At 54.3% G+C, this 22357-nt stretch carries 18 protein-coding genes and 1 pseudogene; 15 read left to right on the forward strand and 4 right to left on the reverse strand.

What is annotated here, in order from left to right; translation table 11 throughout:
- Positions 1-61 precede the first annotated feature (61 nt).
- Positions 62-2536, reverse strand: coding sequence for a glycogen/starch/alpha-glucan phosphorylase (locus ACJMNB_RS01840; protein WP_405338399.1), 2475 nt, complete (start codon positions 2534-2536; stop codon positions 62-64).
- 119 nt (positions 2537-2655) lie between these two features.
- On the opposite strand from ACJMNB_RS01840, the gene ACJMNB_RS01845 reads away from it, so the two are divergent.
- Together ACJMNB_RS01845 and ACJMNB_RS01850 are read left to right on the forward strand one after the other, a co-directional pair.
- A complete protein-coding gene (locus tag ACJMNB_RS01845; protein WP_405338401.1) occupies positions 2656-3741 on the forward strand; it encodes a histidine phosphatase family protein in 1086 nt (361 codons plus the stop codon).
- Positions 3742-3753: 12 nt separating this feature from the next.
- Positions 3754-4479, forward strand: a complete 726-nt coding sequence (locus tag ACJMNB_RS01850) for an NAD(P)H-binding protein (protein ID WP_405338403.1) — start codon at positions 3754-3756, stop codon at positions 4477-4479.
- 28 nt (positions 4480-4507) lie between these two features.
- Here the strand turns inward: ACJMNB_RS01850 and ACJMNB_RS01855 are convergent, their stop codons facing one another.
- From ACJMNB_RS01855 to ACJMNB_RS01865, 3 genes are read right to left on the reverse strand one after another with little or no spacing between them, the layout of a single operon-like run.
- Positions 4508-5710, reverse strand: coding sequence for an NAD(P)/FAD-dependent oxidoreductase (locus ACJMNB_RS01855; RefSeq protein WP_405338405.1), 1203 nt, complete (start codon positions 5708-5710; stop codon positions 4508-4510).
- The gene (locus ACJMNB_RS01860) at positions 5703-5894 is read right to left on the reverse strand and encodes a 4Fe-4S binding protein (RefSeq protein ID WP_405338407.1); all 192 of its coding nucleotides are present in this window, start codon (positions 5892-5894) and stop codon (positions 5703-5705) included. Before ACJMNB_RS01860 ends, ACJMNB_RS01855 begins: the two co-directional genes overlap by 8 nt.
- Before the next feature lie 18 nt (positions 5895-5912).
- Positions 5913-7601 (reverse strand): putative bifunctional diguanylate cyclase/phosphodiesterase, encoded by a 1689-nt coding sequence (locus ACJMNB_RS01865; protein WP_405338409.1) that lies wholly within the window; start codon positions 7599-7601, stop codon positions 5913-5915.
- Between the two features lie 280 nt (positions 7602-7881).
- Here ACJMNB_RS01865 and ACJMNB_RS01870 point away from each other — a divergent pair.
- The 13 genes and pseudogenes from ACJMNB_RS01870 to ACJMNB_RS01930 all read left to right on the forward strand — a co-directional run.
- A pseudogene (locus tag ACJMNB_RS01870) lies at positions 7882-8382 on the forward strand (NADH-quinone oxidoreductase subunit B); the annotation flags it as partial.
- Positions 8383-8520: 138 nt separating this feature from the next.
- A complete protein-coding gene (locus ACJMNB_RS01875; protein WP_405338411.1) occupies positions 8521-9147 on the forward strand; it encodes an NADH-quinone oxidoreductase subunit C in 627 nt (208 codons plus the stop codon).
- Positions 9144-10337 (forward strand): NADH-quinone oxidoreductase subunit D, encoded by a 1194-nt coding sequence (locus ACJMNB_RS01880; protein WP_405338413.1) that lies wholly within the window; start codon positions 9144-9146, stop codon positions 10335-10337. Before ACJMNB_RS01875 ends, ACJMNB_RS01880 begins: the two co-directional genes overlap by 4 nt.
- Entirely contained in the window at positions 10334-11398 is a 1065-nt protein-coding gene (locus tag ACJMNB_RS01885) for an NAD(P)H-dependent oxidoreductase subunit E (RefSeq protein WP_405338415.1), read from the forward strand. Before ACJMNB_RS01880 ends, ACJMNB_RS01885 begins: the two co-directional genes overlap by 4 nt.
- A 2-nt stretch (positions 11399-11400) precedes the next feature.
- A complete protein-coding gene (gene nuoF / locus ACJMNB_RS01890; RefSeq protein ID WP_405338417.1) occupies positions 11401-12708 on the forward strand; it encodes an NADH-quinone oxidoreductase subunit NuoF in 1308 nt (435 codons plus the stop codon).
- A gap of 4 nt (positions 12709-12712) precedes the next feature.
- Positions 12713-14344 carry a 2Fe-2S iron-sulfur cluster-binding protein gene (locus ACJMNB_RS01895; protein WP_405338419.1) on the forward strand — a complete coding sequence of 544 codons (1632 nt, stop codon included), beginning with the start codon at positions 12713-12715 and terminating at the stop codon, positions 14342-14344.
- Positions 14344-15699, forward strand: coding sequence for an NADH-quinone oxidoreductase subunit H (locus tag ACJMNB_RS01900; RefSeq protein WP_405338421.1), 1356 nt, complete (start codon positions 14344-14346; stop codon positions 15697-15699). Before ACJMNB_RS01895 ends, ACJMNB_RS01900 begins: the two co-directional genes overlap by 1 nt.
- Entirely contained in the window at positions 15699-16268 is a 570-nt protein-coding gene (locus tag ACJMNB_RS01905) for a NuoI/complex I 23 kDa subunit family protein (protein ID WP_405338423.1), read from the forward strand. The genes ACJMNB_RS01900 and ACJMNB_RS01905 overlap by 1 nt, the downstream gene beginning before the upstream one ends.
- The gene (locus ACJMNB_RS01910; RefSeq protein ID WP_405338425.1) at positions 16268-16822 is read left to right on the forward strand and encodes an NADH-quinone oxidoreductase subunit J; all 555 of its coding nucleotides are present in this window, start codon (positions 16268-16270) and stop codon (positions 16820-16822) included. Before ACJMNB_RS01905 ends, ACJMNB_RS01910 begins: the two co-directional genes overlap by 1 nt.
- Entirely contained in the window at positions 16822-17136 is a 315-nt protein-coding gene (nuoK, locus tag ACJMNB_RS01915) for an NADH-quinone oxidoreductase subunit NuoK (RefSeq protein ID WP_405338427.1), read from the forward strand. Before ACJMNB_RS01910 ends, nuoK begins: the two co-directional genes overlap by 1 nt.
- 3 nt (positions 17137-17139) lie before the next feature.
- The gene (gene nuoL, locus ACJMNB_RS01920; RefSeq protein ID WP_405338429.1) at positions 17140-19092 is read left to right on the forward strand and encodes an NADH-quinone oxidoreductase subunit L; all 1953 of its coding nucleotides are present in this window, start codon (positions 17140-17142) and stop codon (positions 19090-19092) included.
- On the forward strand, positions 19092-20822 hold the full coding sequence (locus ACJMNB_RS01925; protein WP_405338431.1) for an NADH-quinone oxidoreductase subunit M: 1731 nt from the start codon (positions 19092-19094) through the stop codon (positions 20820-20822). Before nuoL ends, ACJMNB_RS01925 begins: the two co-directional genes overlap by 1 nt.
- Complete coding sequence (locus tag ACJMNB_RS01930) at positions 20815-22290, forward strand: NADH-quinone oxidoreductase subunit N (protein WP_405338433.1); 1476 nt, start codon at positions 20815-20817, stop codon at positions 22288-22290. Before ACJMNB_RS01925 ends, ACJMNB_RS01930 begins: the two co-directional genes overlap by 8 nt.
- The last annotated feature ends 67 nt before the right edge of the window (positions 22291-22357 follow it).

The following is a 22357-nucleotide window of genomic DNA, read 5'->3' on the forward strand; positions in this document are numbered from 1 at the left end:
AAATATAAAAAGAAAGGGCCGCGATAAAATCGCAGCCCTTTGCTTAAAGGTTAGCCGTTAATTACAGCTTGATGCTGCAGCCCTTGGCATTCCAGATTTCTTCGGCGTACTGCTTGATAGTACGGTCGGAGCTGAACTTGCCCATGCGAGCCACGTTGAGGATAGCCTTTTCGGCCCAGGTCTTCTTGTCCAAGTATTCCTCGGCGACCTTCTTCTGCATGTCCACGTAGCTGCGGAAGTCTGCGCAGAGCAGGTAGGTGTCGTTGGTGAGGAGCTTGTCGGCGATATGCTTGAACAGGTCCGGACGATCGGGGCAGAAGAATCCGGATGCGATCAGATCGATCACGCGGCGGAGATCATCGTCGTGTTCGTAGAAGTCGCGCGGACGGTAGCCCTTGGCGAGCAGGTCGGTCACTTCTTCAACGGTGAGACCGAAGATGAAGATGTTGTCGTCACCGACTTCTTCCTTCATTTCAACGTTGGCGCCGTCGAGAGTACCGATGGTGAGTGCACCGTTCAAGGCGAACTTCATGTTACCGGTACCAGAGGCTTCGGTGCCTGCGGTAGAAATCTGTTCGGAGAGGTCTGCGGCCGGAATGATCTTTTCGGCGAAAGACACGCGGTAGTTTTCGAGGAACACCATCTTGAGCTTGCCCTTGCAAACCGGGTCGGCATCGATGATGGCGGCAACGGCGTTGGCAAGACGGATGATCTGCTTGGCCATCCAGTAACCCGGAGCGGACTTGCCACCAATCATGATGGTACGCGGCATGATTTCCTTGCCGTCCTTCAACTGGATGTACAGGTGAATGGCATGCAGGATGTTCAGGAGCTGGCGCTTGTATTCGTGGATACGCTTGACCTGCACGTCGAAGAACGTGTTGGTGTCGACTTCCACGCCCTGAGTTTCCTTCAGGTACTTGGCGAGGCGTTCCTTGTTCTGCTTCTTGACAGCCATGAAGTCCTTCTGGAACTTGGCGTCCTTGGCAAACTTTTCGAGCTTCTTGAGTTCGTCGAGGTCCTTGACCCAGCCTTCGCCGATCTTGGAAGTGATGAGTTCGGACATAGCCGGGTTAGCCTTGCGGACCCAGCGACGCGGCGTCACGCCGTTCGTCTTGTTGTTGAACTTTTCAGGCCACAGTTCGTAGAAGTCCTTGAAGAGAGTGGTCTTCAGGAGGTCGGAGTGGAGTGCTGCCACACCGTTCACGGCGAAGGAACCCACGATGGAGAGGTAAGCCATGCGAACCATCTTGCAGCCGCCTTCTTCGATGAGGCTCATGCGGGCGAGGCGAGCGTTGTCGCCGGGCCACTTGAGGGACACCTGACGGAGGAAGCGTGCGTTGATTTCGTAAATGATCTGGAGGTGACGCGGCAGGAGCTTTTCGAAGAGGCTGACCGGCCACTTTTCAAGAGCTTCGGGCATCAAGGTGTGGTTCGTGTATGCAAAGGTGTGCGTCACGATTTCCCATGCTTCGTCCCATTCCAGGTTTTCTTCGTCGAGCAAGATGCGCATCATTTCGGCGATAGAGATTGCCGGGTGCGTGTCGTTCAACTGGATGGCGACCTTTTCGGGGAACACCTTCCATTCGCCTTCGTGGAGCTTCTTGAAGCGGCGGATGATATCCTGGAGCGATGCAGAGCAGAGGAAGTACTGCTGCTTGAGGCGCAGTTCCTTACCGTTCATGGAAGCATCGTTCGGGTAGAGCACCTTGGAAATGGTTTCGGAAAGTTCCATGTCCTGCACGGCGGCGATGTAGTCACCGTTGTTGAAGTAGGAGAGGCCGAAGTCGTCGGTGGACTTGGCGCTCCAGAGGCGCAGGTTGTTCACGGTGTTGTTCTTGTAACCCGGAATCGGAGTGTCGTAGGGGAGAGCGAGCACGTAGTCCTTGGTTTCCCAACGGTTGCGGAGCTTGCCCTTTTCGTCCATCCAGCTGACTACGTAACCATACATGGGCACCTTGACTTCGTTTGACGGACGTGCGATTTCCCACGGGTTGGTGAGACGCAGCCAGTTATCCGGCTGTTCTTCCTGTTCACCATTCACGATCTTCTGGCTGAACATACCGTATTCGTAGCGGATACCCATACCGGTGGCCGGGAGTTCCAGGGTGGCCATGGAGTCGAGGAAGCATGCGGCGAGGCGGCCGAGACCACCGTTACCGAGACCGGCGTCCACTTCCTGTTCGCGGAGTTCTTCGAGGGTCATGCCCAGTTCGTCGAGAGCTTCGGTCACGGCGCTTTCGACATCGAGGTTCAGAACGGAGTTACCGAGAGTACGGCCAATCAAAAATTCGAGGGACAGATAATAGACGCGCTTCACGTCTTTCTGGTAGTAGGTTTCCTGGGTCTTGATCCAGCGGTCTACCAGGCGGTCGCGCACGGCGTAAGCAACGGCCAAGAACTTTTCGTGGTCGGTCACGGTAGCGCTGTTACGAGCGAGGGTGTGGTGGATATGGTCGGTAAATGCCTTGCGGAACGATTCCGCATCGGTCCCGAGCACGGAGACTTCTTCAGCTTTCTTGAATGTTTTTGCCATAAGACAGTCCTTAGGGTTAGGGTTAAAATTCTACATCAGTAAGTTTAGAAATTTTTACGGGCTTTGCGAGGTGCAAATAATTAAATTGTTCAATGAAAAAACGATTATAAGGAAAAAATATGAACTTGATTTGTAAAACGGCTATGAAATCTTTCCCAATCGTCTGTTCCATTGCGTTTGCTTGTATGGTCGGCTGCGGGGATGACTCGTCCAGTCATGGGGCTGATCCGTCGGACCCCGCTACTGTGGAGTCTTCTTCTGCTGGAGAAAATGCTGAAAACCCCACTTCTAGTAGCCAGGGTGATTCCGGCAATCAAGGAAATCCGGGTGAACAGAATCCGGAGGCCGGTACCGAGACTCTCTCTTCCGCATCGGAATCTTCCGATCCTGAAATCTTGTCGTCGGCATCTGTAACGGTGCCTGCCAAATTTGCTGAAGTAAAAACGTTGTCTGTAGAACCCGATACGAACGGCTTTTATGATGTCGGCGATATCTACAAGGCCGCTCCCGAAACTTATAGAATCGCTTTTGTATTACGTCATGCTGCACGTGAATCGGGACTTGGCCAAGAATCAGCTCTTACTGAGGCTGGCGTGGCTCAAGCGTTGAATGTTGGTGCAAAACTTGCTGGTGGCGATGAATCGTTCTATTATGCATCGACGGATTTTGTCCGTACCCGTGAAACCTGCAATAACATTGCAAAAGGCCGTGGGGAAACTGATTTTGAAACGGAAACGCAAGCGGAGTTGTTGAATGGAAGCTATTTCTTGACGGTTTCTTCAGATAGTCTCGATGCCTATGCCAAGAAAAAAGGTGGTAGTTGGAAAGTCGTTTCTGCCTATGCTTTTGGAGAACAATTTCAAGTAGAGACGTTGAATCTTCATTTTTATGATCTCTTTGAAAGGGGAAATCAGTTTGTGATGGAAAACATTGTTGCGAATATGCCTAAATGGAAACGTGTGAGCGTTTTGGTTTCACATGATGTCCTTTTGGAACCTTTGGTTGTTTACGCAAGCAATAGACAAGCGACTGTGAATTTCTATAGAGACGGCCGCTGGGTGAATTATCTGTCGGGTATTGCGGTTGTTTTGAATGCGGAAGATCAGGTTGAAGTTTATCCTGTTCGTGGAAACGATGTCGGTTTCATGTATACCGAAGCAAGACAAGCTAAGATTGATTCCCTTGCTGCATTAGAAAATCCGTAGAATAGTCCCTATATGAAAATTGCGGTTCTCGGCTCGACGGGTCTCGTCGGCAAGAATGTTTTGAAATTACTCGCTCGCCTCCCGCAGGTGGTGCGAGTTTTTTGTCCTGTGCGGAATGTGCCGGACATGAATGAACTTGGAATTCTGGAAGGGGCTTCCAAGATTGACTTCAAGCAGGTGGATTTTGAACAAGACGACGATGCCATGCGCCTGTTTTTCTACGCGGGCTTTGTGGGCTGCGATGCCGTGGTGTGTTGTCTAGGGACCACTCGAAAGCAGGCGGGAAGCAAGGCCGCCCAAGAAAAGGTGGATCTGAAACTTCCGCTGAAACTGGCTGCCCTCGCCAAGAAGGCTGGGGTGAAAAATTTCCTGTGTGTCAGTGCCATGGGTGCCGACAGCCGTTCGCCTTATTTTTATAACCGCCTAAAGGGTCAACTGGAAGATGGTCTGGACATGATGGGCTTTGAAACCTTGACGCTGGTGCGCCCTTCGCTTTTGCTTGGTAAACACAAGGACAAACGTTTTGGTGAAGATCTTTTGCAAAAGACCATCGGAAGGCATCCTGAATGGATTCCTGCCTACGTGCGCCCGGTGCATGCCGAAACGGTGGCGGCCCATTTGGTGACTTCTATCTTGAGACCGCCCAAAGATCACGTGTGCGCCACGGACGGAAAATTGGGCAAGCGGATTATCTATAACCGCGTGCTTGCGCAAACGAAAGTCGACGATTTGTTTTGAGTCCCGCCTATGCGGGAAAACATTGGAACTATTTGAACTTCCAGAACTTGTACAGGTACTTCGCGGTCTGAACGGGCGTCTTCAAGAAGGCGCTCTTCTTGTATCCGCTGAGGGCAAAGCCTTGCAGCACCTTGTAAAGCCCGATTTGTTCTTCGCGGTTGATGGCGAGCAGGAACCGGCGGAACTTGTATTCAAAGTCGTGAGTCTTGCCGAAATGGTCGTAGCAGCGTTTTTCGTACTGCTTTAGGAACTGCTTCGAAAGGTTGTTTACCTTGAGGCCCTGGTCCACGTACTGGGCGCAGAACCTGCCGGCGCGCATCGCGGCAGCGATGCCACCACCCGTGAGCGGGTTGGTGTGGTGGGCGGCGTCGCCCACCAGGGCGAAGTGGTCGAGGGTATAATCCTTGAGGGTGCTTGAAACCGGAACCATTCCGCCGACAGTGTGATTGATCTTTGCGCCGGGGAAAAGCTTTTCCAGCCATTCCATGGTGACTTCGAGGATATTGCCCGAATGCTTTCCGGCGGCCAGGAAGCCTGCGCCGAAGTTCGTCACGTTGGACTTTTGCTTCGGAAAACTCCAGATGTAGCCATCGTTAATAAAGTCGTGGCCCTGCCAGAAGGTCAGGTAGTCGGGCTTGGTCAAAAGTCCCTGTACCTGGATATCGACGCCCGTGCAGGTTTCGCGGGGATTCTGTTCGGACTTGAGGCCTACCATGCGACCGATGCGGCTTTCTACGCCGTCGGCTGCAATGACCATCTTGGCAAAAATTTCCTGGGTGGCGGTTTCGGTAACGCTACCGCATCCGTCGCCCTTGCCGAGCACGACGCGGACCATGCGCTTGCCGCCTTCCACGTCGCCCACGAATTCCGCGCGGGCGCAAGTTTCTACCTGGGCGCCGTCGTCGGCCGCAAGCTTTGCCAGCCAGGGGTCAAATATTTCGCGGTTCAGCATGATGCCGGTGCCCGGCTTGGGAACTTCGATATTCACGCCGTTGGGGCCATAAATGTACAGCCCGTTGATAATGCTTTCGATGCAGCTTTCGTCGATGGGACCGTAAGTCTGCAAGTCGGCGAGGGTAGTGCTGGCTTCGCCGCAACGCACCGGGAACCCGATGCGTTCCCGCTTTTCGAGAAGCAGGACCTTGTGGCCAGCTCGGGCCAGATTTCTTGCGGCCACAGAGCCTCCCGGCCCTGCGCCAATGACAACTACATCGTATTCGGAATTAAGCATTGTCCACCTCCACGAGTTTCAGCGCGCCTACGGGACATGCCTTGGCGCAAATACCGCACTTGATGCATTTTTCGTGGTCGATTTGCAAATCGAGCCCGTACATGTCAAGTGCCATCTTGGAGCAAATGCCTACGCAACCAGCGCAGGCGAGACAAACCTTTCTGTCGTGAACAAGCTTCTTCATTAAAGAAGAATATAGCAATTAGTAAGTTACTTCGCCAATCAGGCGCTTCTGGAAATCGTCGCGGACCAGTGGCTTGTCGAACAGGAATCCCTGGGCGCTGCCGCAGTTGATTCCCTTCAGGTAATCGGCCTGTTCCTGGGTTTCCACACCTTCGGCGATGACGTCCTTATCCAGTTCGCGGGCCATTTTCACCACGTTGCGGAGAATGATTTCGTCGTGGGAGTTGGCCTTGCCGATGTTGTTCAGGAGGGACTTGTCGATCTTGACGACGCTGATGTTGTAGTCCTTGAGCACGTTCAAGGTGGAGTAGCCCGTACCGAAGTCATCGATAGCGACGCCGATATTGTGCTTGCGCATGATGTCGATGAACTTCTGCATGGCGACAGAATCGTCAAAGTCCGATACTTCGGTCAGTTCCACTTCGATGTACTTGCCGTCAAGTTCGTACTTTTTCATGATGCCGAGAATACGGTCGGCAAAATCGCTGTTGCGCAAATGCAATTTTGAGAAGTTCGAAGAAATGCGTACGGGCTCGATTCCGACTTTGAGCCATTCGTGGAGGTCGTTACAGGCGGTTTCGAAAACGTAAAAGTCCAGTTCGCAAATGGTGCCTTCCCGTTCCAGGATGGGAATAAAGTCCATGGGGGGCACGATAGTCTTGTGACGGACCCAGCGTACCAGGGCTTCGGCACCGTTCATGTGCTTGTCGGTCAGGGAGACCTTGGGCTGATAGAATACCACCAGTTCGCGATTCCTGAGGGCGTTGTGGAACTCGCTGGAAATTTCCCTCTGGTGGATCGACTGGATCTGCATTTCCTTAGTGAAGAACACCACGTCGCGGTTCTTGATGGCTCTTGCAGCCATCACTGCCGTGGAGGCGTTATTCAGTGCATCGCCGACAATGACGTTTTCTTCGATGGGGTAGACGCCCATGCGGGCCTGAATGCGGATGTCTACGGGCTTGGGGCCCTGGCTCAGGCTCAGCTCGGAGACTCTGAACTTTTCGATAAATTCGTTTTGGCGTTCTTTCTTCGTGAGGATGAAGAAGTTGTCGCCGCCCAGTCTTGCAACAAGTTCGGTTTTGTCCAGGAACAGGAGGATCTGTTTTACGAATGTCCTGAGGGCGAGGTCGCCCATGTTGTTGCCCAAGGACTTGTTGATATACTTAAAGTTCTTCAGGTTAATAAAGAAGGCGGTGTAGTCCTTGAGGTTTTCCCTGATGAACTGCTGGGTGAAGGCGAAAATGCCGGCCTGGTTGTAGGCGCCCGTCATGCCGTCGGAAATGGCGACCTTGCGGGTATTGCCCATAAGACGGGCTCGACCGGAGAGGATAAAGAAGTCCCAGCTTAGCAGTTGGACGAACTTTCTCTCAAAATCTGTGAAGGTATGGCCTTCGATGGGGTGAGCCTGGAATGTAAAGGAACCCTGCTCGCCGGTGGTCATGGTCTCGGAAAAATCCGGAGTGGCCGGTCGTGTAGGGAGCTTTTCCTTGTCATGGTAGGCCGTAAACTCCCCAGAAATGCCGTTCGGGGCAAATTGGCTGACCGGTGCGTAGAAATTGCAGTGGATCAAGCCGATGTTAGCACTTTTTGCGAGGGGAGGGAGGTTTCTGGCCATGATGGCGAATATTTCGTCTGTACTGAAGACAGGCCCCAGGAGCTTGGACCTGAAATCAAGATAGATGTCGTTGTACAGCGGAATATCCATTACATCCTCAACATCAACATACCAAAACCGCGCCAAAACTATAAAAAATTTATATAGGTTGCAAGCTTATTTCTTTCCTATGTGGGCAAATTCGCTCAGAACTCTTCTAATATAAGCTTTTCTAGAAAAAAGTGTGCGACCGGTCACAAAAAAGTAGGCTGTTGAATTAGATTAATCTAACTTGGAATATATATTACATTCATCTTTTCTTTGCCCTTTAGCCACTCTCCCTTACTCTAAAAAGCTATCTTTACGCTCGCATTTAAAGAGGTAACCTCCTATGAGTAATGAGGCAGAAAAGCCGAATTTCATTACGACTTCTCTTGACTTTCTGGTCAATTGGGGCCGTACGAACTCCCTATGGCCGTTTCCGTATGGTACGGCATGCTGTGCAATCGAATTCATGAGTACCGAAGTGGGCCGCTACGACTTGTCACGTATCGGGTCAGAATACGTCCGCTTTACGCCGCGCCAGTCCGATGTGCTGCTCGTGGCAGGTACGATTTCTTATAAGCAGGCTCCGATTCTCAAGCGCATGTACGAACAGATGGCTGAACCCCGCTGGGTGATTGCCATGGGCGCTTGCGCAAGCTCTGGCGGTTTTTATGACTGCTACTGCACGGTGCCGGGCATTGACCACATTATTCCGGTGGACGTCTATATCGGCGGTTGCCCCTCTCGTCCGGAAGCCTTCTTCGAAGCCATGTTTGACCTTCAGAAGAAGATCAAGGACGAATCTTACATGAAACAGCGTGCCGAACGCGTCAAGGAACAGCTGGAAATGATCAAGGCGAAGACTGCCGAGGCCAAGGCTGAAGCTCGCGAATTCGCCCGTGAAAAGGCTCTCGACTTGAAGGAAAAGGTGGCTGAAAAGGCCGGTGATCTCGCCAAGAAAGCCCAGTTCTGGAAGGAGTAAAAAATGGATTCCGTGAATAGCGAAGTGAATTTTGCAGAAACGGCTGTCTCCGTCCTCGTATCGAAGTTTGGCGGCAAGCGTGAAGAAAAGGCCAAATGGGATGCCTGCGTGGTGATTCCCAAGGAATACCTGCACAATGCGGTTGAGTTCCTGAAGGACGACCCCTCGTTCAAGATGGACATGCTCCTGGATTTGGCCGGTATCGACTACCTGACTTACCCGAACCATGAAGGGGAACGCTTTGCGGTTTCTTACGCCTTCAAGAGCGTCAAGAATCCGGGCCGTCGTCTCCGTCTTAAGGTGCTGGTCAGCGAAGCCGACCTGAAGGTCCCGACCATTACCGATCTGTATGCAAGCGCCAACTGGCTCGAACGCGAAGTTTATGACCAGTACGGCATCGTGTTCGAAGGTCACCCGGACCTGCGCCGCATTCTGAACCATGTTGAATTTGTGGGCCACCCGCTGCGCAAGGATTATCCTGCCCAGAAGCGCCAGTGGCTTTCGACGACCGATTTCTTGATTCCGGAACTGGAAAAGCGTCTGGAAGACAAGGGCTACAAGGTTATCCAGCGCTCCAAGGAAATTATGCCTGTTGAAGAAGAATACCTTGAAGGGAGTATCAGAGAATGATCGTACTTGACCCGAATGGCGAAAAAGTAAACCTGATGGCCCTGAACGTGGGCCCCACGCACCCGGCAACTCACCACTGCGTGCGCCTGCTGGCTGCTATCGATGGCGAAACCATCGTGGCTGGCGTCCATGAAATCGGTTTCATGCACCGTGGCTTTGAAAAGATGGTGGAACGCGGCACCTGGCAGCAGGTGATTCCTTACACCGACCGTCTGAACTACTGCTCGGCCATGATGAACAACATTGCGTTCTGCCGCGCTGTGGAAAACATGTACGGCATCGAGATCCCGGAACGCACCAAGGTGCTCCGCGTGATCGTGAACGAACTCTCCCGTATTAACGACCACTTTATTTGCGTCGCTGCAGCTTTCCAGGACTTGGGCGGTACCACTCCGTTCATGTATGCCTTTAACCCGCGTGAAGAAATCATGCTGATTTGGGAAAAGCTCACGGGCGCTCGTCTCACCAATAGCTTTGCCCGCATTGGCGGTCTCTATCGCGATAGCTACAATGGCTTCGAAGAAGATGTTCTTGCCGCTTGCAAGTCGGTGGAAAAGGCCCTGAAGGACCTGCATGCCTGCTTGGACCGCAACCGTATCTTCCTCGATCGTACCGTGGGCGTCGGCAAGATTTCTGCCGAACGCGCTATCAGCTACGGCTGGACTGGTCCGTGTCTCCGCGCCACGGGTGTCGAAAGCGACCTCCGCAAGGATGAACCTTACTACGATTACGAAACCTACGACTGGGAAGTCGTGGTCGGCACTCAGGGTGACGCCAACGACCGTCTCCAGGTTCGCCTCGCTGAAATCGAAGAATCTGTGAAGATTGTGCGCCAGGCCCTGAAGCGCCTCGCTCCGGGCCCGGTCGACATCGTCGACCCACGCATCCGCGTGCCCGCGCACAAGCTCGCTTACCAGGATATGGAAGCCTTGATTGGCCGCTTCAAGAGCGTGTACGAAGGCATCCGCGTGCCCGAAGGCGAATACTACTGCGCAAGCGAATGCGCTAACGGCGAACTGGGCTTCACCATCGTCTCTGATGGCAGCGGCCACCCGTACCGAATCAAGGTGCGTTCCCCGTCGTTTGCCCATGTGTCTGCATTTAACGAACTGGTCGAAGGCCTGACCCTTGCCGACTCGATGGCAACTCTGCCTGGCCTCAACATGATTGCTGGAGAACTTGACCGATGACACAACATATTCAAGGTGCAGTTCAGTTTGTATCGAACAACCATTTGAAGTTCGACGGTCCGAGCGAAGCCATTGGCGCCCTCCCGGATCCGGGACAGACTTTTGGCTACGTGAACAAGCCCGTTCCGCAGCCCTCTACCAAGGAATTGCTCGAAAAACTCGACACTCCTGAAATCAAGGAACGTTGCGCCGACTTGCTCAGCCGCTATCCGGTGGGCCAGGGTGCTCTCCTCGAAGTCCTTTGGCTGGTGCAGGGCGTGTTCGGCTGGGTTCCCACCGAAGGTATCCGCTGGGCTGCAAACGTTTGCGGTTGCGCTCCGGCACACGCTCTCGGCGTCGCTACTTTCTATACCATGTACAACCATGCTCCCAAGGGCAAGTTCCTGTTGCAGTTCTGCCGCAACATCAGCTGCGCTATCAAGGGTGCTCAGCCGCTGATCAAGTATGTCGAAAACAAGCTCGGCATCAAGAGCGGCGAAACCACTCCCGATGGCATGTTCACGATTCTTCAGGTGGAATGCCTGGGTAGCTGCGGAAACGGCCCCATGATGCTGGTGAACGATGACTTCGCCACCGACGTGGTGGACGGTCAGCTCAAGATGAAGCGCGGTACGACTCTTACCGAAGCTAGCATCGATCGCATTATCGACTGGTGCAAGGCCAATGCAAATAACGTGCCGAAGCACGACGTGCTCGGCGGTATCGTGAAGGGCCACGGCGGTCACCCCGGTGCTCCGGGCGCTACGGCTAAGCCGCAGGTTGCTGACTACGCTCCTCCTTCTCCGGTTTTGAACGTGAAGGCCGAAGCAGACGAAAACGGTGCTACCCTCACTTGGAAGGGCGCTCCTGAATTCACGAAGCTTGTCGTCGAAAAGAAGGACGGCAGCAACTGGGTCGCTGTGGGCGAGCCCGGCGTGAAGGACAAGGCTTTCGTCGATGCAAGCGGCAAGGCGGGCGATGTCTATCGCATGATTGCAACTTCCGGTGAACGCACGGCTAAGCCTTCCAAGGAAGCCGTCACCACCCAGAAACCGGCTCCGGTAGAGGAGGCGAAGGCTTAATTATGGCAGAAGCAATTAAAGTTTGTACGCAAAACTTTGGCAAGGGCGCCCAGGACATCGAAGTCTACAAGAAGCTGGGTGGCTATGCCAACATTTCTGAACGCTTGTTCAACATGAGCCAGTTCGAAGTGATCGACTACGTGCAGCGTTCCGGTCTTCGCGGCCGTGGCGGTGCAGGCTTCCCGACCGGCATGAAGTGGAGCTTTGTTCCGCGCAATTCCGGCAAGCCTGTGTACATCGTGGTGAACGCTGACGAAGGCGAAGGCGGTACCTTTAAGGATCACTTCCTGATGATGGAAGATCCGCACCGCTTGATTGAAGGTTTGATTATTGCTGCCTGGGCTCTCGGTAGCCGCGCCGCATATATCTACTGCCGTGGCGAATTCCTGCCCTGCATTGAAAGCCTGAACAAGGCTTTGAACCAGGCTTACGCTGCCGGCTACCTCGGCGAAAACATTTGCGGAACCAAGTTCAGTTTCGATATCTTTGTTCACCGCGGCGCTGGCGCCTACATTTGCGGTGAAGAAACTGCTCTTATCAACTCCCTCGAAGGCCAGAAGGGTCAGCCCCGCCTGAAGCCGCCTTTCCCGGCAGTGAGCGGTGCATGGAAGTCTCCGACTTGCGTGAACAACGTCGAAACCATTATGGCTCTCCCCTGGATTTTCCAGCATGAACCCGAAGAATACGCCAAGATGGGTACTCCCCGTGCCGGCGGTACCAAGGTGTTCTGCATCTCGGGCGACGTGAAGAATCCGGGCGTGTACGAAGCTCCGCTCGGCACCCCGATGATGACGATGATTAACGAATACGCCGGTGGCGTCGTGGGCGGAAACCTGAAGGCTGTGCTTCCGGGTGGTTCCTCTTGCGCTCCGCTGAATGCTGGCGAATGCGCCGTGGCCACCATGGACTACGAATGCCTCGCTTCCATGAAGACGATGTTCGGTTCGGGCGCCATGATCGTGATTAACGATACCCACAACATGGCTGAACTCCTGAACGTGCTCGGCAACTTCTACAGCCACGAATCCTGTGGCCAGTGCACTCCGTGCCGCGAAGGTACGGGCCTCCTGCACCGCATTCTGAACCAGATTGTGGATGGCAAGGGTCACGACGGCGACGTGGAACTCATGCAGAGCCTTTCCGGTGGATTTGGCGGCGTGACGATTTGTCCGCTTTCCATTTCTCTCGGCGGCCCGGTGTCTAGCTACACCGCAAAGTTCAGAGCCGACTTTGATGAATTGATTGCAAAGAACCCCGACCACGCCAAGCCGCGTGTTCAGGAAAACTATCGTCCTGGAATTTTCTGGTAATAATATGAGTAACTACTACAACATGCCGAAACTCCCGACCGAGAACAGCCCGAAGGTGGAAATCTTCGTGGACGACAAGCCGGTGATGGTTCCAGGCGATACGAACCTCCTCGAAGCCCTCAAGGCTGTCGGGATTGAAACTCCTCACGTATGTTACCACCCGTATTTGCCGGTGTCCGGTAACTGCCGCCAGTGCCTGGTGGAACAAGAAGGCCCCCGCGGTCGCATGCTGGTGATTGCCTGCTATACTCCGGTGGCTCCGGGCATGAAGATCTACACGCCGGCTTCTAGCGCCCGCGTGAAGAACGCCCGCAAGGCAACGCAGGAATTTATGCTGGTGAACCACCCGCTGGATTGCCCCATTTGCGACAAGGCCGGTGAATGCACCCTGCAAGAAAACTACATGGAAGCAGGCCAGTGCGAATCTCGCATGCGTCCTGAATACGGCAAGAACTACCACGGCAATCCGGCCCACCAGTTTGTGGATGCCAAGGGTCAGCTCCGTGGCGGTAAGCACGTGGACCTCGGTCCCCGTGTGTTGCTCGACGAAGAACGTTGCGTGCAGTGCGACCGTTGCGTGCGCTTTATGCGTAGCATCGCCGGTTCCGAACAGCTGCAGCTCGCTGGCCGCGCCGACCACACTTACATTACCACCTTCCCGGGCGAAAAGCTGGACCACGAATATGACTTGTGCGTCACCGACGTTTGCCCGGTGGGCGCCATGACCGCCAAGTATTTCCGTTTCCAGAAGCGCGTATGGCTCCTTTCCCATACGCCGACCATTTCGATGGACGACTCCCTGGGTGCAAACATTTGGCTGGATCACGCCGACGGTCACATCTACCGTGTGATGCCGCGTTGCAATCCTGAAGTGAACCGCAGCTGGCTCTCTAACACCAGCCGTCTCGCTTTCCAGAACTTCGACAAGAACCGCCTTCCGGCGATGGACTTGGATGCAGTGAAGGCCGCCCTTAAGAATGGGGGCAAGGTCGCCCTGGTTGCCGGTGGCTCCTGCACGATTGAAGATCTTGCTGCCCTCCGCATGCTCAAGGAAAGCCTGGGCGACTCCGCCGAACTCTTCGGCGGCACCTTCAAGAAGGTGGGTGCCCCCGACGGCATCGCCATGAGTGGCGACCCGCTGGCTAACCGCGCCGGTTTCAAGCTGCTGGGCATTCCTGACAACAATCTGGACAATCTCGTGGATCGCCTCAGAAGCGACCTGGTGAAGGGTGCTCCTGAATTCAAGGTGCTCATTACGGTGAATGCGGATATCTTCGGCGAAGTTGGCGATGTCGCTGCCGCTCTCGAAAAGATTCCGACCCGCATCGTCCTCTCTGCTTTCGACGACGCTACTGCCAAGAAGGCCACGCTGGCTTTCGGTATTCGTCACTGGAGCGAAGTCCAGGGTACCATGGTGAACAGCATGAATATTCTTCAGAAGCTGAACGCCTGCCCGGTTTGCCCCGACGAAAACCTTCGCCCCGCTTACGAAGTGCTCTCTGAACTTGCCGGCTACAAGTTCGAAAGCGCATTCGACGCCTTCAAGAAGGCTGGCGAATATGCAAGCGTCTTGGCTGGACTTTCTTACGATACCATCAAGAGCACTGGTAAGTTGCTCGAAGGAGGTAACGCCTAATGGATATTATTGAATCCAAAACTTGGGTGGAATGGCTCATTACCATCGCAAAGTTTGGTTTCTGCTTTGTGCCGGTTCTCTATATTCTGCTCCTGATTCCTATGGAACGTCGTGGTGCAGGCTTTATGCAGGACCGCCAGGGCCCGAACCGCTCCTATATCAAGGTTCCGTTCTTCGGTAAGGTTCGCCTGTTCGGCTATGTGCAGAACATGTGCGACGGTACCAAGCTTTTCTTCAAGGAAATGTTTGCTCCGACCGGTTCCAAGAAGTTCCTTTACTACGTGGCTCCGGCCATCCCCTTTGCCATCGTGTTCCTCAGCCCGTGTGTCATCCCGTGGTTTGGTCCGATGGTATTCGAATGGGGCGGCTCTGTAGTCCGTATTGCAGGCCCGATCGTTGATTCCGAAGTGGGCATCCTGTTGCTCTTCGGTTTCAGCTCCCTCTCCGCTTACGGTGCCGTTCTCGCTGGCCTTAGCTCCCGCTCCAAGTACAGCTACCTCGGTTCCTTGCGTACCACTGCAATGACCATTAGCTACGAAGTCTGCCAGGGCCTTTCCATGATGGGTCTCCTGGTGCTCGCAGGCTCCTTCAGCCTCACCGACATCGTGAGCTGGCAAGAAAACCACGTGTGGGGCATTGTGGCCCAGCCGGTGGCTTTCTTCTGCTTCCTCATTGCGACGATTGCTGAAACGGGTCGTGCTCCCTTCGACGTGGCTGAAGGTGAACCTGAACTGGTTGCCGGTTACCACACTGAATATGGCGCCATGCAGTTCGGCCTGTTCTACATGGGTGAATACTCCCACATTTGCATTAGCAGCCTCTTGGTGGCAACCCTCTTCTTGGGCGGCTACTCGGTCCCGTTCGTGACGACCGAAACCATCCAGGCTCACATGGGTGGCTCTCTCGCCATTCTCTGCTGGGTGCTGGCCTTCCTCGCTCTTGCATTCCTCCACATGATTTACCGTTACTCTCGCAAGCTTGCCGCTTCCAAGCAGAGCAACAAGATGGAAATCCTGCGCGAATATACTCTCTACAAGACTATCGGCTGGGTGGCCGCTGCCGCATTCATTGCTGCCGGCGTTTGCTCCTGGATGTTCTATAACCCGCAAATCACCATGATTGACGGCGTTGCCGTGAATACCCTGGGCGCTGCCCTCGGTACGGCTCTCATCCACTTGCTGGTGCTCCTCGTGAAGAGCGTGTTCTTCTGCTGGGTGTGGATTTGGGTCCGCTGGACGCTCCCGCGTTTCCGCTACGACCACATTATGCATCTCGGCTGGAAGATTATCTTGAACATCGCTATTTTGAACCTCGTTGTGACCGCCGTGGTTGCAAAGCTTATGGGAGGTAACTAATGGCTCGCGTTATTAAACAGAGACCCATGAACTGGGTGGAACGCCTCTACATTTTCGAGGCCATTCGCGGCTTGTGGACAACCCTCAAGCACGCAGCCCGCGGCCTGTTCCGCTACGAAACCTTGCCGACCATTTCTTACCCGGAAGGTCAGCCCGAAGTTCTTAGCGGCTATCGCGCCAAGCATCGCCTGATGCTTCGCCCCGATGGCAGTCCCCGTTGCGTGGCCTGCGGCATGTGCGCTGCAGCTTGCCCCGCTCACTGTATTTATATCGAAGCTACCGCCAGTGACGATCCCCGTATCGAAAAGAAGGTGAAGCGTTTCGATATCGACCATTTGACCTGCGTGTTCTGCGGCCTTTGCGTTGAAGCCTGCCCGGTAGATGCACTCCGCATGGATACCAAGGAAATCATCTTTGAACATCGCACCCGCGAAGAATTCGTCGCAAACCTTAAGACTCTCACCAGCTGGGATCCGAAGGATTACCCCGAAGATGAACAGAGCCAGAAGGCTCCGGGTGGAACAAAGAATGCCCAGGCCCGTGCTGTCTGGGGAATGGAGGTAAAGTAATGCTTGCCCTGATTTATTTCATTGTTCTCGCTGCGGTTGCCGTGATTGCCGCTCTTGGCGTGCTTTTCTCGAAGCACCCGTTGTATGGCGGTCTTTCGCTGGTGCTCACCATGCTTTCCCTCGCTGGCATTTACGGCCTTGTGGGTAGCCCCTTTATCGGCGTTGTGCAGATCATGGTCTACGCCGGTGCAATCATGATGCTCCTGGTGTTCGTGATTTCCGTCTTGAACGCTGCGAAGGATTCCAAGACGCCCATGTTCGATGGAGTGTCCATCTTCGTGATCATTGCGGCTCTCGCCCTTGCCGGCCTCGTGGGTTTTGCCCTGGTGCTTTCTCCCATGGGTTTCGACGTGACGACGCTCCGTGGCTCTGTGGAAATGACTTCCAAGAACCTCTTCGATACCTCGAAGACGGGCCCCGGTTACTTCGTTCTGTTCGAAGTGCTTGGCCTGTTGTTGCTCTCTTCCATGGGTGCTGCCGTGCTGATGGCTAAGAAGCGCCTGGGCTCTGAAGTCTCCGAAGAAAATGTCTCCGATCATAAGGAGGATAAGTAATGGAACTCCAACCGATTTACATCCAGATTCTTGCCCTGGTGATTTTCACCATCGGCTTGATTGTTGCTCTTTCTCGCCGCAACATCTTCTTTGTGCTCATGGGAATTGAACTTGCGCTCAACGCCGTGAACCTCTCTTTCGTGGGTTTCGCAAAGACGCTTCCGGCTGACTTGAGCGTTGCGGGTCAAATCTTCCCGCTGTTCTCGATTGCCGTAGCCGCCGCCGAAGCATGCGTTGGCTTGGCTCTTGTCATCCTCATTTTCCGTAACCGTGAAAGTGTCGATTCCGACAACTATTCCAATATGAAGGGGTAAGCAATGACAAATTTACCGCTTTGGATCATTCCTCTTTTCCCGCTCCTCGGAACGATTCTTCTGGGTGCGATTGCCGTGATTTCTTCGGGTAGCAAGAAAGGCCCCTCCGAAGGTTTCGTGGGCGCCCTCTCGGTGCTGTTCCCGGTGATTTCGTTCGTATGCGTGGTGCTCCTTGCCTTTGGCATGCCTGAAGAAGGTATTCGCCAGACGCTTTGCAACTGGATTGACATCCCGATGCTGAAGGTCGATATCGGATTCCTGTTCGACGGCCTCTCCCGCGTGATGCTCCTGTTCGTGACCGGCATCGGTTCCCTCATCGCTCTCTACTCGATAGGTTATATGCACGGCGACCGCGGCTTCACCCGCTTCTTCGCCTACATCAACCTCTTCCTGTTCAGCATGATCGTGCTGGTGCTCTCCGATAGCTTGCTTCTCACCTTCCTCGGTTGGGAAGGCGTGGGCCTTTGCTCCTACTTGCTCATCGGTTTCTGGAATCACGACCTCAACAACTGCAAGGCTGCAAACAAGGCCTTCATCGTGAACCGCGTGGGCGATATCGGTTTCTTGCTGGGCATGCTCTGCCTTGCAACGCTGGGTGGCTCCGCAATTCTCAACTACGAAGCCCTGAACAAGTTTGTTGAAATGCTCATTGCCGGTGGCCATGTTGATCTTGCCGCCCCGATCTTGATGATCGCTGGCCTCTTGTTCTTCGTGGGTTGCACTGGTAAGTCCGCTCAAATTCCGCTCCTCACCTGGCTTCCGGATGCTATGGCCGGTCCGACCCCTGTGTCTGCCCTTATCCATGCCGCTACCATGGTGACCTCTGGCGTGTATCTGTTGGCTCGTCTTTCCCGCATGTTCGTGCTCGTGCCCGAAGTGCTGGTTGTTATCTTGGTTGTGGGTATGCTTACCGCTTTCTGGGCGGCCGTTGCAGGTCTCTTCCAGAACGACATCAAGAAGGTGCTTGCTTACTCGACCATTTCTCAGCTCGGTTACATGTTCATGGCCGCAGGCGCTTCAGCCTTCGATGCCTCCATCTTCCACGTGTTCACCCACGCCTTCTTCAAGGCAGCCCTCTTCTTGGGCGCCGGTGCAGTGATTCATTCTCTGGCTGGCGAACAGGATATGCGTCGCATGGGTGGCCTTATCAAGAAGACTCCGGTAACCGCTTGCGTGATGATTTTTGCCTTCTTGGCCATTATCGGTTTCCCGGGCTTTGCAGGCTTCTGGTCCAAGGACCTCATCCTGGAACGTCTCTATACGAACGCTCCCTTCGGTGAATTCTTCTACTTCGCCGGTCTCCTTACGGCTGTGATTACGGCTGTCTACATGGGCCGCCTCATCATCATGACCTTCTTCGGTGAATACCGCGGTTCCAAGGAAAGCGAAGAACATATTCACGAAGCTCCGGCCAGCATGCTTGTTCCGATGGTGATTCTCGCTTTCGGTGCCGTGTTTGCCGGTTACCTGTGGGCAGATTCCATGGGTATCAAGTTCTTTGCAAATACTCTTGCTCCGGTGGTGGGCGAGGCTCAGAACTACAGCCTGGGTACTGCAACCCATCACGTGAACGCCTTGACGTTCGCCTGCTTCGGTACGGCGGCCGCTCTCCTGGGTATGATTATCGCTTTTGTGGTTTACGGCCGTGCCCGCATTCCGCATATCTCTGCCAAGGTTAGCAGCGCACCCGAAGGCTCCAAGGCCGACTGGACGTTCTTCTTTGACTACATCCATGAAATTTTCATTACCGTAACCAAGGCTGCCGCCTTTATCGCGGACATGATTGTCGAAAAGATTCTGCAGGGTATCCAGTGGACGGTGGGTTCCATTGCCGAAATCGTTGGAGACGGTGTGAGCACATTCCAGGTGCGCAAGGTGCGTGTGCAGCTTACGCTTAGCCTGCTGGGTGTAGCCGCCTTAGTTGTCGTTGTACTTTTGACCGGAGGATTGTTCTAATGCTTTTACATCTTCTTGTCCTTGCTCCTTTTGCCGCCGCGATTTTGATGATCGCCACCTCCAAGGAAGATCCCAAGTCTTCTTCTAGGCTTGCCTTCTTGTTTGGCTTTGCCTTTGTGGCGATGTCCATTGCCTTGATCGCTAGCGGTAACCAGGCTACCGAAGCCATCGAATGGTTCCACATTCCTGGCGCCAAGGGTGCCGTTTACTACTACCTGTACAGTCATGGACTGGGCGCCTGGATGGTGTTCCTTTCTTGCGCACTTTCCCTTGTGGCCCTGATGACGGCCCGCAACACTCTCGACAAGAATTACCGTAATTTCGCCATCGGCATTTTCGCCTTGATGGGCGCCATGAACGGTACATTCCTCGCTGCAGACGCGGTGCTGTTCTTCTTCTTCTTCGAAGCCATGGTGTTCCCCGCCGCAGTGCTCATTGCCGGTTTCGGTGGTAAGGAACGTCGCAAGGCCGCCATGACCTTTGCGATCTACACTCTGGTGGGTTCTGCTCCCATGATGGTCGCCCTCTGGTACCTGATTACGCTGGCAGACAATTCTCTGGTGCTTTCCTTGGCCGTGGCTCTCCAGAACCTGGATCCGGCAACCCAGATGACTCTTCTGCTTTGTTTCTTGCTGGCCTTCTTGGTGAAGACTCCGATTTTCCCCTTCCACGGCTGGCAGGCAATTACCTATGCTGAAGCTCCGGCTCCGCTTTCGGCAATCCTTACGGGTGCCATGAGTAAGGCCGGCGTGTTCGGTTTCATCGCCTGGATTCTTCCGATTTTCCCGCTTTCGATGGAAGTGGTGGATTCCATGATGTGGCTGGGCTTGGTCACGGCCATTTATGGTGCCTTGATGGCCCTCCGCGCTACCGACGGCAAGAAACTCCTCGCCTTCAGCTCCATGAGCCATTTGGGCCTCGCTGTGGCAGGTGTGTTCAGCCTCTCTGAATCTATGCTCCCGGCAGTCCTGGTGCTCCTGGTTGCTCACGGTCTTTCCGCTGGCGCCCAGTTCTACCTGATGGGCATTGCCGAACGTTTTGCCGGTACTCGCGATATCGAACAGCTGGGCGGTCTTGCAACTCGCAACCCCGTGTTCGGTTCCCTGTTCGGATTCCTGGCCGTACTTTCTCTTGCGGTTCCGGGTACTGCCGGATTCGTTGGCGAATTTACCGTGCTCATGTCCCTGTGGGATATGGGTCCGCTCCCGGCATTGGCTGCCGGTCTTTGCCTGATTCTTTCGGCAACCTACATGCTCCGCTTTGTGCAGAAGGTCATCTTTGGCAAGCCTGCCCGTGAATATGAAGACAGCAAGCGCATGACTGCAATCGAAGGTTCTTCCATTGGTGTCATGGGTGTCCTTCTTCTGGTGTTCGGCATGCATCCGGCCTTCATTACCAATGCACTCCAGCTCTTTGACGAAAGCGCCGTGCAAGAAATGAACAAGCTGACGCACCCTGCTGAAGACGCCCAGACGGTTGAAGCTTCTGCCGATACCACTGGCGAAGCCATTGTGGACGAAAACATCGCTGCCGTGGCCCAGCCCATGACCGACGATGATTTGCGTCAGCTGGATTCCAACCTGAAGGCAAATGGATTTAGCGACGAAGAACGCGCTTCTCTGATTGCCCAGCTGAAGAACATGAGCGAATCTGAAGTTGCCGAAGCTCAGGAAGAAGGCGCGCTTGAACAAAACGAGGCCAATGTGAAGGAGGCTTCTGAAAATGAGTAATTACGTAAATCTCTTGCCGGTAATCCTTGTGGCTTTGGGCGCACTGATGACCCTTGCCGCAGAACCGTTCATCAAAGACGAAAACAAGCACAAGATTCTGCCATGGGTAGCTTCCTTGTTTATTGCTCTTGGTGCAGGTGCTTACTACTTTACCACTAACGATGTCTTTATGGACTTGTACGCTATGGACCCGATCCGTCGCGTGCTGGGTCTTTCCGTGATGCTCTGCGCTTTCCTCGGAATTGCAGGGCTCCAGTGGACCCTCGGTCACGAAAAATTCAAGGGTGGCGAAGCTTACGCTCTCTTGTTGCTTGCAACCTGTGGCGCGACCCTCATGACTCAGGCTATCGACTTCCTTGCCCTCTTCTTGGGTATGGAACTGGCCAGCTTCCCGATTTACGCCTTGGTGGGTCTTCGCCGCAAAGACGTGAACGCCAACGAAGGTGCTTTCAAGTACTTCGTTTCGGGCTCGATCTTCAGCGCTATCTTCCTGTACGGTGTGGCCCTGATTTACGGTGCAACTGGTTCGACTCACATTTTTGCCTCTGTTATCGCTGGCCGCGGCCTGCTTTATGGCATGGGTGTTCTGCTCGCCATATTCGCTCTCCTCTTTAAGGCCGGTGCCGCTCCGCTCCATTTCTGGGTGGCCGATGTCTATACGGGTGCCTCTGTGGCTGTGACGGGCTTTATGGCTGCCGTTGTCAAGGTTGGCGCTCTCGCTGCCTTGGGCACGCTCTGGCTCGGTTCCTTGGTGACCCGCATCGGTTCTGCTCCGGCATGGAACTTGGCTGAACAGGTGACGATCCGTGGCGAAAACAAGAGCCTGTTCTACGTGATTTTGGTGGTGTCTGTCTTGTCCATGGCTATCGGTGCTTTCGGTGGCCTTGCCCAGAAGTCCATCCGCCGCATTATGGCATACTCTGCCGTGATGAACGCGGGCTTTATCGTCATTGGCCTGCTGCTCCCGAACTATGCCGCCGAAGGTACGGTGCAGATGGGTGCCATGTACTACTTCCTCATTACCTATGCTATCGGTAGCGCTGGCGCTTTGGCCGGTATCGCTTACCTTGCCGGTAAGGACGACAGGAACGAATCTTTGGAAGACATCCAGGGCCGTGGACGCAAGCGCCCCTACGTGGCCATTGCTACGACGGTCTGCTTGGCTAGCCTCGCAGGTATGCCGCCCGTGGCCGGTTTCCTTGCCAAGTTCACGTTGTTTACCGACGCTCTTGCTGGTGGACTCGGCCTTGTCGCTGCCATTGCCTTTGCCCTTTCGCTGGTGGCCGCTGTGTTCTACCTGCGCATCGCCTTCGTGCTCTTTATGCCCCTCAAGGCTGAATGCGAATGCAAGTGCTGCTGCGGCAAGAATACCGTGTATGCCTACCTGTTGCGCTTTGCTGTGACCCTTGCCGCAATCGCGTTGATTCTCGTGGGAATCTTCCCCAAGGTCGCACTGATTCTGCAATAGTAAGTCACAAGAGCGAAATTATTCAAGAAACCGCCTTTCGGGGCGGTTTTTGCTTTTTAGGTGTTTT

The sequence above is a fragment of the Fibrobacter sp. genome, from assembly GCF_045131395.1.
In the GTDB taxonomy this organism is placed as follows: Bacteria; Fibrobacterota; Fibrobacteria; order Fibrobacterales; family Fibrobacteraceae; genus Fibrobacter.